The sequence below is a fragment of the Neobacillus oceani genome (genome assembly GCF_046237595.1).
Lineage (GTDB): Bacteria > Bacillota > Bacilli > Bacillales > Cytobacillaceae > Bacillus_D > Bacillus_D oceani.
The window spans coordinates 2,188,231-2,201,276 of the sequence record NZ_CP143543.1 but is presented as its reverse complement, the minus strand read 5'-3'; the positions used below and the strand labels follow the sequence as shown (position 1 = coordinate 2,201,276).

The 13,046-nt window shown below is 37.0% G+C and carries 14 protein-coding genes and 2 pseudogenes; 4 read left to right on the top strand and 12 right to left on the bottom strand.

What is annotated here, in order from left to right:
* Positions 1 to 7: 7 nt before the first annotated feature.
* The 3 genes from V1499_RS10990 (at position 8) to V1499_RS10980 (ending at position 2,451) form a co-directional block, all read left to right on the top strand.
* Positions 8 to 652, top strand: a complete 645-nt coding sequence (locus V1499_RS10990) for a response regulator (protein ID WP_409276112.1) — start codon at positions 8 to 10, stop codon at positions 650 to 652.
* A gap of 177 nt (positions 653 to 829) precedes the next feature.
* Complete coding sequence (locus V1499_RS10985) at positions 830 to 1,480, top strand: hypothetical protein (RefSeq protein ID WP_409276111.1); 651 nt, start codon at positions 830 to 832, stop codon at positions 1,478 to 1,480.
* Between the two features lie 179 nt (positions 1,481 to 1,659).
* Positions 1,660 to 2,451 (top strand): STAS domain-containing protein, encoded by a 792-nt coding sequence (locus V1499_RS10980; RefSeq protein WP_409276110.1) that lies wholly within the window; start codon positions 1,660 to 1,662, stop codon positions 2,449 to 2,451.
* Positions 2,452 to 2,583: 132 nt separating this feature from the next.
* On the opposite strand, the gene V1499_RS10975 is transcribed toward V1499_RS10980, so the two are convergent.
* From V1499_RS10975 to V1499_RS10930, 10 genes and pseudogenes are all read right to left on the bottom strand, one after another.
* Positions 2,584 to 2,811 (bottom strand): hypothetical protein, encoded by a 228-nt coding sequence (locus tag V1499_RS10975; RefSeq protein ID WP_409276109.1) that lies wholly within the window; start codon positions 2,809 to 2,811, stop codon positions 2,584 to 2,586.
* A gap of 389 nt (positions 2,812 to 3,200) precedes the next feature.
* A complete protein-coding gene (locus V1499_RS10970; RefSeq protein WP_409276108.1) occupies positions 3,201 to 4,376 on the bottom strand; it encodes a hypothetical protein in 1,176 nt (391 codons plus the stop codon).
* A gap of 21 nt (positions 4,377 to 4,397) precedes the next feature.
* Positions 4,398 to 5,135, bottom strand: a complete 738-nt coding sequence (locus V1499_RS10965) for a TraX family protein (protein WP_409276107.1) — start codon at positions 5,133 to 5,135, stop codon at positions 4,398 to 4,400.
* Positions 5,136 to 5,289: 154 nt separating this feature from the next.
* Positions 5,290 to 5,676: a cupredoxin domain-containing protein gene (locus tag V1499_RS10960; protein ID WP_409276106.1), complete on the bottom strand. Its 387-nt coding sequence runs from the start codon at positions 5,674 to 5,676 to the stop codon at positions 5,290 to 5,292.
* Between the two features lie 128 nt (positions 5,677 to 5,804).
* Positions 5,805 to 6,068 (bottom strand): annotated as a pseudogene (locus V1499_RS10955) (DUF3139 domain-containing protein); the annotation flags it as partial.
* 354 nt (positions 6,069 to 6,422) lie between these two features.
* A complete protein-coding gene (locus V1499_RS10950; RefSeq protein ID WP_409276105.1) occupies positions 6,423 to 6,947 on the bottom strand; it encodes a histidine phosphatase family protein in 525 nt (174 codons plus the stop codon).
* Between the two features lie 142 nt (positions 6,948 to 7,089).
* Positions 7,090 to 7,936 (bottom strand): annotated as a pseudogene (locus tag V1499_RS10945) (GNAT family N-acetyltransferase).
* 375 nt (positions 7,937 to 8,311) lie between these two features.
* The gene (locus V1499_RS10940) at positions 8,312 to 8,863 is read right to left on the bottom strand and encodes a hypothetical protein (RefSeq protein ID WP_409276104.1); all 552 of its coding nucleotides are present in this window, start codon (positions 8,861 to 8,863) and stop codon (positions 8,312 to 8,314) included.
* The gene (locus tag V1499_RS10935; RefSeq protein ID WP_409276103.1) at positions 8,829 to 9,158 is read right to left on the bottom strand and encodes a VOC family protein; all 330 of its coding nucleotides are present in this window, start codon (positions 9,156 to 9,158) and stop codon (positions 8,829 to 8,831) included. The genes V1499_RS10940 and V1499_RS10935 overlap by 35 nt, the downstream gene beginning before the upstream one ends.
* Positions 9,159 to 9,303: 145 nt before the next feature.
* Positions 9,304 to 9,498: a hypothetical protein gene (locus V1499_RS10930; protein WP_409276102.1), complete on the bottom strand. Its 195-nt coding sequence runs from the start codon at positions 9,496 to 9,498 to the stop codon at positions 9,304 to 9,306.
* A 153-nt stretch (positions 9,499 to 9,651) separates the two neighbouring features.
* On the opposite strand from V1499_RS10930, the gene V1499_RS10925 reads away from it, so the two are divergent.
* A complete protein-coding gene (locus V1499_RS10925) occupies positions 9,652 to 10,128 on the top strand; it encodes a lysostaphin resistance A-like protein (RefSeq protein ID WP_409276277.1) in 477 nt (158 codons plus the stop codon).
* Between the two features lie 189 nt (positions 10,129 to 10,317).
* On the opposite strand, the gene V1499_RS10920 is transcribed toward V1499_RS10925, so the two are convergent.
* Complete coding sequence (locus V1499_RS10920; RefSeq protein WP_409276101.1) at positions 10,318 to 11,826, bottom strand: S8 family serine peptidase; 1,509 nt, start codon at positions 11,824 to 11,826, stop codon at positions 10,318 to 10,320.
* A gap of 562 nt (positions 11,827 to 12,388) precedes the next feature.
* Positions 12,389 to 12,814 carry a hypothetical protein gene (locus V1499_RS10915; RefSeq protein WP_409276100.1) on the bottom strand — a complete coding sequence of 142 codons (426 nt, stop codon included), beginning with the start codon at positions 12,812 to 12,814 and terminating at the stop codon, positions 12,389 to 12,391.
* Positions 12,815 to 13,046 lie beyond the last annotated feature (232 nt).

Below are 13,046 nucleotides of genomic sequence, written 5' to 3'. Positions count from 1 at the left end.
GGAATAAATGATAAAGGTATTGGTTGTGGACGACCATCCGCTGTTTCGGGAAGGAATTGCAACTTTGCTTCAGTCAACAGACGAAGCGGAATTGATTGGGGAAGCCACAAATGGGAAGGAAGCGATTGAGATGGCGGACAGGTTACATCCGGATGTCATCTTAATGGATTTAAATTTGCCGGTTTTGAATGGAATCGACGCCATCCAATCTATAACCCGCCGAAAACCTGAAATCGGGATTCTGGTTTTGACAATGTTTGATGACAATGATTTAGTATTTGCCGCGCTAAAGGCGGGTGCGCGAGGATATTTATTGAAAGGTGCGAACCGTACGGAGACATTGCGGGCAATCAGCGCCGTTTCAAATGGTGAATCGATCTTCAGTCCCCAAATCGCAAGCAGGCTTTTATCCTATTTTCGGACAGGGCAATTAAAAGAAACCGTTATTTTCCCGGAATTAACGGAAAGAGAACGGCACATTTTGGAATTGATTGTGGACGGCAAAGATAATCCGGAAATAGCAAGGAAATTAGGTATTTCTTTAAAGACGGTCCGGAATCATCTGTCGAATATTTATAACAAGCTCCAGGTGGCGAACCGCGCAGAAGCGATTGAACAGGCTAAAAACGAGGGCATGGGCAGGAAGTTTTAAAAATTGATGAAATGCTCCCGAATTATTCCCGAAAAGTTCCCGGTAGTATCGGGTCATGGCTCCCATGACAGCGGGTAATACCCGATGATAATTTTGAACTATAGAATACCGGATTACATTTTGAACTCTTCTTTCTACTACGGTATTTTAAATTTCAATTAAGGGAGAATGAGAGAAATGAAGTTTTCCGATCATTTTTTTCGGGTTAGCGGAGCATTTATGGTATTGGGGTCCATCGCGGTAGTCATTGGCCATTTACTGAAGCCGCAGCCGCCAGTAAACAATGGTGGGATCGAGCGTTTTATTTCACAATCGCTGCTTTCCGATACGTTGTTATTGGTTGGGGTTCCGGTCGTATTGCTTTGTTTGGCAGCACTGTTCATCAAGCAATCCGATTCTTTATCACTCTGGGGATGGGCAGGATATCCTCTAATGTTCACTGGTTTGCTGGTCGTCGACCTGATACAGCCGGTTATCAGGTTGGCTACCTATCCTCATGTGCTTGCGGATGTGAACGGTGAAAAGGAAATTTTCCAGGCTGTGACAACGATTTACGATCAAGAACCTTTTGGATTTTTAAACTTTTTGTTGCTGCTGAGCCTGATTGGCCCGCTTTGGTCAGCGGTAGCTTTTTGGAAAGCGAAAACGTATCCAGGTTGGATGGCACTAATGCTGGTACTTCTGGTTCCCATTTTTATCATCGCCCCCCTCTTCGGATTCTTCAACTTTCCGGCGTATCTTTATCTCGTATTCGCCCTATTTGGAGTAAGGTTAATCACGGACACGTTTTACAAGCAGCCTGCCCTTGCACTTACGCCCGATAAGTAACTGAAAATGTCTTTATGGATTTGGGACCAATCAATTGGTCCTTTTTGTATTGGAAAAAAAGATTTGAAATTCATTTTTGTTCCTTTTTGTTCCATCTTTGAAAAAATGGTTACATTAACCCAAAAACGGGTAAATTCACTGAGATAATGTCTAACAATTTTTTTAAGGGCAGGTAGAAAATGCGAACAAGAATTATTGAAATTTTAAATGAACATCGAGAGAAGCTTTTGGCAGATTGGAAAATTGAATTACATCATGCCCTTCCAAAACCCGAGTATACGGAAGGGATATTGGCAACTGAACTTTTTGAGATTATTTTTGAAAGCATTAAAAAAGTCGACACCGACTCCTCATCTGACTTAAGTGCTTTTTATTCAAAATTGATGGACTTCAATGGCTCAATAAATTTTTTAACTTATGGATTTCAGGGGTTTCGGAGGATTGCCTTAAAAACGCTCCTTCAGAAAGATTTAACAAAAGAGGAAGTTCTTCAAGTTTATTACGAGATTGACCGTTGGTTCGACCCAATCATCTCCCAAGTTGTAAACGATTGCTCAAATGATTGGGAAAACGCCCTTTCGCAGCAGCAACAAACCATCCAGGAATTGTCGGCGCCGGCGATTCAACTCTTTGACCACATCATTGTTATGCCTTTGGTCGGGAACATCAATGAGCGACGCGCCACTACAATAATGGAAAGCCTTCTAAAGGGAATTGAAAAACATAAGGCGGAAATTGTCTTTCTGGACGTAAGCGGAGTCCCGACAATCGACACCTTTGTAGCACAGTCACTCATCAATTCCACCACGGCTGCAAGATTGCTAGGAACAGAATGCATGATTGTCGGAATGAGGCCCGAAATTGCCCAAACGATCATCGGATTAGGCATTAACTTAAGTGAGATCAAAACGTTCGGTTCACTGAACAGTGGGCTCATGTATGCAATGAAGGAATTAAACTTACAAAAATAAACAGGCGAAATGCCCTTCCGATTGGGAGGGCATTTATTTTAATTCAGTTTCTTTAACACCGAAATGTATATTCGCGAGTCATAACCCTACTACCTTTTAAATCCTAACGTATTTGACACTTGGATTTCTTGATCATCCGTTTCTCCGTAGCTCTAATCTCCTTGCACATAGATAAATGAATAATCCAACTGGACCTAGGACAATCGTGAGAAGCCAGAAAAAGTGTCGCAATAACCCACGAAAGTGATAATCCGAATTGAAAAATACCCAAACCGCGAACATGAAGACAATTGTCAGGTATAGGGCAATTTCAAGTTGATACCCGGAAAAATCAGTATTGCTTGCCATTGACCAACCCATCGGCGCTCCTCCTTATCTATTCTTTAATAAAAATTACTATTTGAAACTTTTATACGGTCTCAGTAACAATAAGTTCCATTAATATCATTTTACACAAGGGTCAGTTGCAATTGGAGAATATTTGCAGCTTGGTTGTCATGTATCAAAGGGTATTATGACAACGAACCTGGATTTTGAGCTTGGTTGTCGCGAATCAAGGGGTATTGTGACAACAAACACGGATTTCGGGGCTGGGTTGTCACGAATCGGTGGTTTTGTGAAATCCAACCGGGATTTCAGAGATTGGATGTGCTAATCAAGCTCGTTCTATTAATATAAACACTCCATTAATATAAAACAGTGGGAAACAAACACTACCCACTGTTTTATTATCGTATTTAACTTGTTTCTCAATCTCGGCTCGAACTATAGCTTTCAGTCAAAACAAATTTTCCCTCTCCGGGATTGTCGGCTATTTCATTCATTGCCTCCAGATCGTTAAAATGCCACCATTCCGAAGCGAGCGGGCTAAGCCCGGCGCTAGTGCAATAGGACTGCAATTTCATGGCAGCCTCATTCATGGAATCGGTATACGTCGCGTTCTTCCAGGCTGTTGTTGACCTCGATGAGACTGGAGCAGTAAAAATCGCCGATGCTCCACTCAATTCGTGAATGGGTGTCGGCATCTCATACTCAGTATAATCGGTAATCATAGTAACGCTGTATTCGCCAATTGGCACCTCTTTTTTCTCAGTAACTTTCACTAAACTCACATCGATGGCATAACCCTTTTGATGATTCGAAACACCGTTTGTAATAAACCAGGTGATGTCCCATGGCGGCGTATTGATTCCCGCCATCACGTGCGGGTCTTTTTTTGCCAAGGCACTCAGGCTGTTGACGACCGCCATTTGAACCGAGAATGGCCTGAACGCTTCATATATTTTGAGGGAGTCCCCTTCCTTCAATGCATTCTGTTGAGCGTTGTGGATTTTTTTCGACATCGTGTAAAGAACAGGCATGATATATTCTTCTTTTCCAAGCCGCCCGTTAAATGTCTTCCCTGGATATAAAGCCCGGTTCGTAATAGTGGGAATTTCCTTGCCTGATGAGACAAATTTTGAAGAATACGTATTCGTGTTGTCATATACAATCGAAGGAATGACGTCGGGAAGATTGATAAAACAATATTGATGCGGCAGCCAGCCAGATGAAGGCCCCCGTTTTATGAACCACCAATCCCCTTCTTCCCTTATAATTTCAAAAGCTGTTCCTGCCTTCATGGTTTCAATTGTCTTTGCATCAGGATTTACCGAAGCCTTTAATTCCAGTGCAACAGATGTGTAGCCTGTTGCACCTTCGACCGGGAGTTCCAGCTCGCCTATATATGGTTTTCTCTCCGCTGTTACTTTTTCGGAGGGTTCCTTTTTTGATAAATCTGAATTGGTTTCCTGATCCTCTGCAGCTGGCGGTGTTTGTCGATCGTTACCGGAATGCTCTCCGTCCGGATTAGCTGTGCAGGCTGCAAGAATAAGGAAGATGACCATCAATACAGCAAGCAGAGACTTATTTTTACTATCAAACATTAACCTTCTCCTCAATTTCTACTACCCAAAAATAACATGTCTAAAAAGATACAAGATAATTAGGTGCGCCGGGTAAAAAACGTAAAATGTCCATTGAATCAATTTCGATTTTTTGCCCCGCTCCCCATTGTATAAGGCCAATAAAGGAATGACCAGAAAAATTCCAAAGCGGAAAATGGAATCGAAGCCCATGGAAACGATACCAGGGATTATATAGAATACCGTCCCAATCGTTGCATAGCTCGTCATTTGCATTTTGAAATTGCCTCTGAATATGCCGAAAAACAAAACCCACAATACAGCGATATAATTCCAGTCTGCGTTGTAAGCCAGCAGACAGCATACACTAACTAGCGTTATTTTTAAGGCAAGAGGAATATCCTCTCTTTTGCTTATCCCCAAGGCAACGAGCCCCATCAGCAAGGACCAGATGACACTTGTCCCCTGCCACCACTCAAGCCCTAAAAACAACACAAACGGGAAGTGGGAAATGATAGCAAAAACAAACAGGCGCTTCTTATACTTTTTTAAATTCGAAGTGTAATGATATCCTTCAGCGATTAAATAGCACATAATAGGTGCGGCAAGTCTTCCAAAAGTATGTATAACAATGTCCAGCGTTGTCCCTTTCGCTACCAGCCATATAGCCGTGTGGTCAACGATCATCGCGATAATGGCAATGACTTTAATGGCATTTGCATCCAACGCTCCAATACTAATCGTATCTGACGTCCATGTCCTTGTGTTATTGACTTCCAAACCTTTACACTCCCATCTTGCTATATTTCTGTCACCCTAACCCTTACTATTCCTTTAAAAGAATTAGTTTAAACTTCTTTTTTCGACAAAAACGAGCCTGTCATTTTTCAAAAATAAAAGAGCTACCTTAGTAGCCCTTTTCTGTGAAAAAACTTTATTTAACGATTACTTTTCCAACCATTCCCTGTTGAGAATGGTACCGGCATATCAAATCATATGTACCCGGCATATTCGGTTTTACGGTAATGGTTTTTGTTGTTCCGGCCTGGACAACGGTATCAATTCCGAGCCTTTGTACTGTAAAGGTGTGCTCTTTCTGGCCATTGTTTTTCAATATTACCGTTGTTGCTCGTCCATTTGGCAAAGTGATCGTTTTCGGATTAAAGTAATCATCGTTCAACTCGACTGTAATCGCGTTCTCTCGGTCAACAGGCTCTGTTCCAACACCGGTTTCCGCAAATACATTGAATGATCCTAAAGCAATCACAGCAATAATCATTAAGAGCAACACGGCAAATTTGTTTACTTTTTTTACAAACATTTTGGAATCCCTCCTTTTAGCGCTATTTTTTCCAAATCCGAAAATATTATCACTAAAATCGGGTTCCCTAAGAAGTAATTTTTAAGTTAGAGCAAAAAAAGATCTACTCCAATGGTAACAGGTTCCTATCATTCAATGGGAGGGTACTTCAATTCCCGATCTTCAATATCATAACTGTGGCTGTCGTCGTATCCTGTAAGAACCACGCCTCTATCAGGAAACCAGTGATAGTCATAAACTACACCAGGGTCGTCCTTCAACTCAACAACTACGTAATAACCGCTTTGCTTATAATCTTTTAATACCTCCTTGGTTCTTATATTTTCTTTTGAAATCCCTTGTTTTTTCATATATTCTGCAACTTCTTTTTCAGATAAATACTTTTGGATAGGAAACGTATAAACAACCTAAGATTAAAAAAAGAACGACATTTAGCATATTCACACTCTTTTCAGACATTACGATTCCCCCTATTGTTATTAAATATATAGTTTAATTTTACACTAAAGTGAACCTTTTGGCACTATTATTAAGAATCTTTAAAAATTCGAAAAGACAGCCCAGCTATCATTCTGGACTGCCTAAGATTTAACCTTAATATTTATGAACTAATCTTGCCAAAATAGCCTTCAAGTGATTATTCCTTATTGAACAATCCTGCCCCGTTTGTTTACTAAAGAATTCAATAAAAAAGTGCGGTAATCCAGTTTGTTTAATTTGACTTCTTTCACACAGACCAGACCTTACTAAAAATTAAATGTTTTATAATCCCCTGTATTGGAGGAATATTTCAGCAAATTCCCATCTGTCGGTATTCCTTCAAAATATGCACCTATACAACCAGTGGTACATCTGTGACCAGATATAAGAATATTAAGTTCTTTCTTTCCATATTTGCTTTCAAGTTCTTCCATAAAGCTAAACACTCTTTTAACAAATCTATTTGGTTCTTCTACCCCTTGATAGAGCGAAGAATCAGGTAATGGACCAGTCATTTTTACTTCATTAATATGTAACCTATCCGCTTCTCCTAAATCAAAAACATCCAATCTATCATCCAAAATAGCTCGTTTTCCAGTAACAATTTCTGCTGTTTGTACGGCTCTCTCTTGTGGGGAAGAAAATACAAAATCAAAATCTATTTTCTTTAATATCTCTCTTAAAGCCTTGGCTTGTTCTATTCCGTGCTCGTTTAATGGTAAGCCCATTCTTCCCTGCATTTTATGTTCTTTATTCAAGTTTGTTTGTCCATGTCTTATTATGTATATCATGTCTAATTCCCCCTTATAAAAAGTTTTCAAATGAACTCCTTTATTAAACATTACTGCACCGTTTGTTCAATAAGGAACTCAAAAAAAAGGAAGGTAATCCTTCCTGAATCATCACAACCGTTAGTTATACAAGGTTTATATTTCAGTTACTTAATTCGGCATTTCTTTTCAGGAAATTTTCTAATACTTTTTTGTTTTTATGCCACCAAAAAATATGAAATTCATCTTGCTTGTCAAATCCTAATTTAGAGGCTAATTTTATTGACGGTAGGTTTTCCGCCTGACATTCCCAACTTGGAATTAAATCTTTTTCTAAACATTTTTTAATGAAAGCCATGGATATTAAAGTTGCAAGACCTTTATTTTGAAATTCATTTGCTGTCATTATATCTAAAGCTACATAGCCACCACCGATATAATAACAATTACATACACTTGCAAATCTCCCTTCATATAAGAGACAGTAACCGAATCCTTCTTTTACATAATCAACTGGGGAATCCCATAACAATTTAAAAATGATTGTCAATTTCGCTTTGATATTGATCAAACAATGTTTCATCCATTTCTTTCATTTCAAAACCAACTGGTATATTTTCCTTCCATGAAGGCAAAGTTGAAAATCTTTCTGGGTTAAATGAAAATCCAGACCTTTTTACCTTTATTACGTAATCTTGCATAAAAGAACTTATTTTTTCTGACCACTCATATGAAAAAGTATAAAGATCGAAAAAGATCCAATGATTATTTTCATCCATTAAGAATTGAAATAAGGAGTTATTAAAATCATCGTTTTGAGGATTACCAACTAAAAAGTAATGTCCACCGTTACTTGCAAATAAGGCGACAGTAGGATTTTCGATATTATCAGTAAATATTCTTCCTGGCTGATTTTGGTCAAGCACTGCATGAGCAAAAATAACCTCATATTCGGTTTCGTTAATAAAATGAGAAACTAATCCAAATTCACTTTTCGTCAATTCAATCATCATTTTACTCCTTCAATTTTTATAATGATATATATATAGTTCCTTTGCATTGTAGTAATTACCTTGTTTTTTCTTATAAAACTAAACTTCACCGAAGTTGAGTAAGAAAAATTATAATATCTTTGACATAATAAAAGGAATGTTCTAATAACGTTTATTTATGGTTCTATCGCACTTTTCAGTAACAAGGCACTAAATAATAGCACCAAAAGGTGTTCCAAAAACCATAGTGTCAGCACAATCCTTTTTGGGACCGCTTTAGGGTACAGAAACAGCCTACTTTCTACTTCCAAATACGCTTGCCGTACAAAATTGTCGAAATGTTGGCGAGACCCCTTTTTAACATTCTTTAGGCAGTTGAACTTACTTGGTCCCTTAATCCTCATAATCTATATAATTAATATCATTTGGATAAGGACCAATTTTATCCCAACCATCAAATGCTTCATATTCGTAGATTAAAATTCCTGAATCAGTTACTTCTTTTATTGTCAGAACAACTACAATTTTTTTTGGATGTGCACCAGAGATGTACAATGGGGCATCTAATGCCAATTTATTATTAGTATCTCTATATTGAATATAGAAACTAAGGTCGTTGGGTCCATTAAATGTTTCAGGCACATGGATTTCGCCTAATTCGTTAGCATTTAAACCTTTCATTGAACCGATTTTTTTATAATTTGGGTCACCTATAGTTCCTAAGGAAAATTTCAGGTCAGGTAATTCAACCTGACTTCGGTTAATTACTTTAGCTGTTATCCCATCTTGGTATTCAGGATAGTACGTATCCTCCTCTAACCAAAACATATAAAAGATTAAAACGCCTATAACAAGAAAAAGAACAAAAAATATAGAACCAATTAATATTGTACTTTTCTTTATTACCACATTATGAAATCCTCCCTTTTTTACCCCAATTCCCATATTTCCACATATCCATAAACCTGTTAAACTCGTGGATTTCAAACGAATCGACATCCAACTCCTTAATCATCCTATTTCGTTCAGTTTCAATTGAAGATACACCAAGGCGTATTGGACCACTACCTTTGGATGGTGTACCTTCGGCAACCTGGAGCCAGCAACCTGGAATTAGCTCCCATTCCGCAAAACCTGCGTGAGGAGTATAATCAGGTCCTTTATTTAATAATGTTTTATACCACTTTTCCCCTTCTTCAAAATCAGATACGCGAACTTGATAGGTCATCTCATAAATCATTACGATCACCCCCTGTAATAAAGATCCATTTCTATGTATTTCGCTTAATTATTTTCATATTCCTCTTAAGCTATCCTCTTTGTTCAACTCCCCTTTAGTCGAACAAGCAGCAGAATCTCCAGCTATGGCGCCAGTTAGTGAAAATTCATTTAATAAAATTCCTAAAGACATCAAAAATCAAAGGAATTCCGCAAACTACCATCAAAACAAATCCACTATATCGAAATATTGCTTCTACAATATCCGTAACGTCTCGCCAAAAGAAAAAATGAGGTATAGGTAAAATCAATAATACAAAACCAACAATAAACCCATAAAAGAAAGTTCTTTGTTTATCCAATTTTCATTCCTCTTCTCTACAATACTCTTCCTTTACTTAACTGCCACGTTTACTCAATAAGGAATTCAATATTAATCAGAGTACATAATTCGGAAAATGTAACTTATAACATAAAAAACGATTCCTAAAAATCCCCAAATAGCCAACCAATGAATATGCTTAATCCACTTTTTAGAAATATCATTCACCATTACACCATTTGCCGAGGAACTATTATTTCGGGGATATTTGTTTAATAAATGGGGTGAAACTTTAGGAATTTCCAAGGCTATGGTTTTAACATCATTATTATTTTCAATTCTTCATTTAAATTCAGGATTCATTGGGCATTTTGTTTTTGGATTGTTCTGTTGTATTGTCTATATAAAAACAAAAAGACTAATTGTTTCTATAATTTTACACGCATTAAATAATCTGATTGCAGGTTTACCGATTTTAGGGGCAAAATTTGGAGTAGAAGATGCTCCTATTGAATCTGGGGTGATAACAGAATATACAGAAAAGATTATTTTGTTTTTCAACATCTCTGCAATTGCATTTTTATTTTTGATTCCGATTGTCATCATAATTTTATATAGATACTATAAAAGTGGTAGTATTTTACTGCCTTATCAGAGTAATTTTAATTAAGTCAACATTGAAATAAAAAAAGGTTTGAATGTTTGCGATAGGGAACCGAACCCGTTACTCCTATGCGCGATCTTTTTTGAATGGATTCTTATTTTGTAGTGGGACGGTTCTGCTTTCCTGAATGTTAATACACTCGTAGTGGCTTTCCAAAACATGCACCCTTCTTGATTGCTGGATCCACTTTTAATATTAATCATGTTTTTTGCCTTTATATTCTTTGTACCACCCTAATACATCACTGGTCATCTTTTTGATGAAATCATCGCTAGGATCAGGAAAAAAATGAATTTCTGGTGAGTCTTTATAGTGTTTTTCAAGAAAAATTTTAACGCATAAGACTATTTCGATATCAAGCTCCATTAATAATTCTATCCAACGATCTAACTCGTCTTCCTTTGAATCCTTTAGTAATTGGTATAGCCAAGAAATTTTCTCTCCGGATTCCTTAATACTCGTGTTAAAGTAATTCCAATACAATGCCCTCTCATTTTCTCCCCGTGGTGCACCTAGCCCATATGATATTATAGTTTTTCTGACAATTGGTGACTCATCATCAAGGTAGGACCATAATGTCTCTCTATTTATCATTTTATTTTCAATTAATTCTGTAAGTGCAGATGCCCTTTGGACTGGATCTTTTGAAGATAGGGATTCAGATGGATTTTTAATATCTATTCTTGCAGAAAAAGGAACTATTTCTGGAATATTATAGTCATCTGTTAAAAATTGTTTCACTTTTCCAATATCGATTCTTGGTACTGGAATGTCATTATGATAAAAGGTCGCATTCTGTACCAATGCACTTCTTAACGTATTATTATTTATTTGTGGATAAGTTGAAAGGAAATATGCACAAACACCTGCTACAAGAGTAGCGGAACCACAGGAACCTCCAAAATAGGATAATAAACGTTTCGAATCCTTTTTCTCACAATATGGAACTGATAAATAAGTAAATGGAGCTAAAATATCAGGGCGAAAATGACCGTCTCCGTTCCTTCCCCATGGGACAGCTGGATGAGAAAAGTGTTTTTTTGAACAAGATACTCCATTGTCATTGTAGCCACCAACAGTAAAAAAGTGAATTGGATGTAAATTATTATGAGTCCTTGAATTTCCGTTGGCAGCTACTATTAACAATCCTGATCGAAAAGCCGGCTCCAAAGCTCGGACAAATGGATCATTTATAGTATGTTTTATCGAACCTATCTCCCTTGTATTAGGTACAAACAAATTTAATACTATCTGTATATTCCATTCATTGCGTTTTTTAAGAATCCAATTCAAACCTTTCTCAACTTTTTTGGGCTCCACTTCAGATAGCATGATAAATGTAGCCGCTGGGGCTAGTCCAACATGGTAATGATCACCTACAATTAAGGGTTTATGAGCCAACAAAAGTAAAGACATCAGACCATGCTCTTTGGATTTTTCCAGTGGTTTAGGTTGATTTAATGAAACATTTAAGCATGAAATATTAAAATCATCATCTACCTTAACTTGCTTTAATCTATCGCCTAAATGATCAATTAAATTATGAGGTTGAATATCATCGATTATTACAATACCGACTCCTTTTCCTGATGTATTTACATCAGGAGTAGTATCGAAGCCCAATCTTCTCCAATTTGGTTCAACATATTTTTCTGTAGTCTTCATTAATTCATCAAAATTATTATTAATTGGAACCTTAGTCATAACAACCTCCTCTGTTCAAATTATTGTATGATTACCCGCTGGTAATACGGCCTTTCTATTCTCACTTCTTAAACTTTATCTGTTAGTTATAAAATCCCTTACTCTTCTTTTTTACTCTAATAATGATGAGCAGACCTTTAAACAATAAAAACACATGAAAAAATATGAGTGAAGGGATAAACCCGCCCAGCACGTTGGAAATATCCCTAAAGATTAGCTCTCCTGCTAAGAAAGCTAATAGAATATAAAATGCGATTACCCCAAACATTCCGTACATAACGACATTGAAAAAATATCTCCAAATACTATTCCGTATTATAATTTTTTGATTAGCTATGTCAATTAGATATGAAGCGGGTATTCCTAAAATAAGATACCCGAAAAAGATAATCATCATTATATTTAGGTCAGTACTTATGCTTATACTTGTTGGTCGCAGCATATATAGCGAGCAGACAACAGTAGAGACAAAAGCAGTGATAACTTTGAATAAAATTCTCTTCCCCTCCTATTTTTACATTTAGCATAGATGCAAATAGACAAGGTTCAACTTCAATCTTAACTATTCAGAAATAAGCCTTTGTTCGAGTTTCTCAATGGCCTTATAATCCATAGGCGGATTCAATACCTTATAACCTCGGGTCCATGCGACAATGTCTCGCTCAAAGGTATATATTTTCAAATCCCCATCTTTATAACCGAGGTAAAGTGTAAACTGTTCATTTGGATGTTCAGAACTCCAACCTTCTTGATTTGTTAATTTAACACGGTATTGACTAAGAAATTCTGAGAGGTCATGAATGGTTTCATCGTCTGGTTTTATAAGTTGAAATTCCTTTGACCCCTTATTCCCCGTTATGATATACACTTTCTCGACGTCTTTTATTTTCACTAAATTGGCCAGATTTTGTTCCCGATATCTATATCCGAAAAAAGCAATCACGGCGATTATTAATACCAACAAACAAACATAGAATTTTTTCGTCAAAACGTATCCTCCCCTGTCTTTCTTCTTAAAAACGATGTATTTGCAGAAAAGGTTTAACAAGTTGGTTCCACTTTCAATTTACCATAGCTTACTTATAATAACCATATAATACCATTTTATAAGAAATTATTTATGAATGGAACAATGGCAAATTCCTAGGCGATGAGTTTTGCCAATTTTACTATTATGACGATCCTTAGTAGTGTTTAATTACTAGAAAGGTAATCCCTTT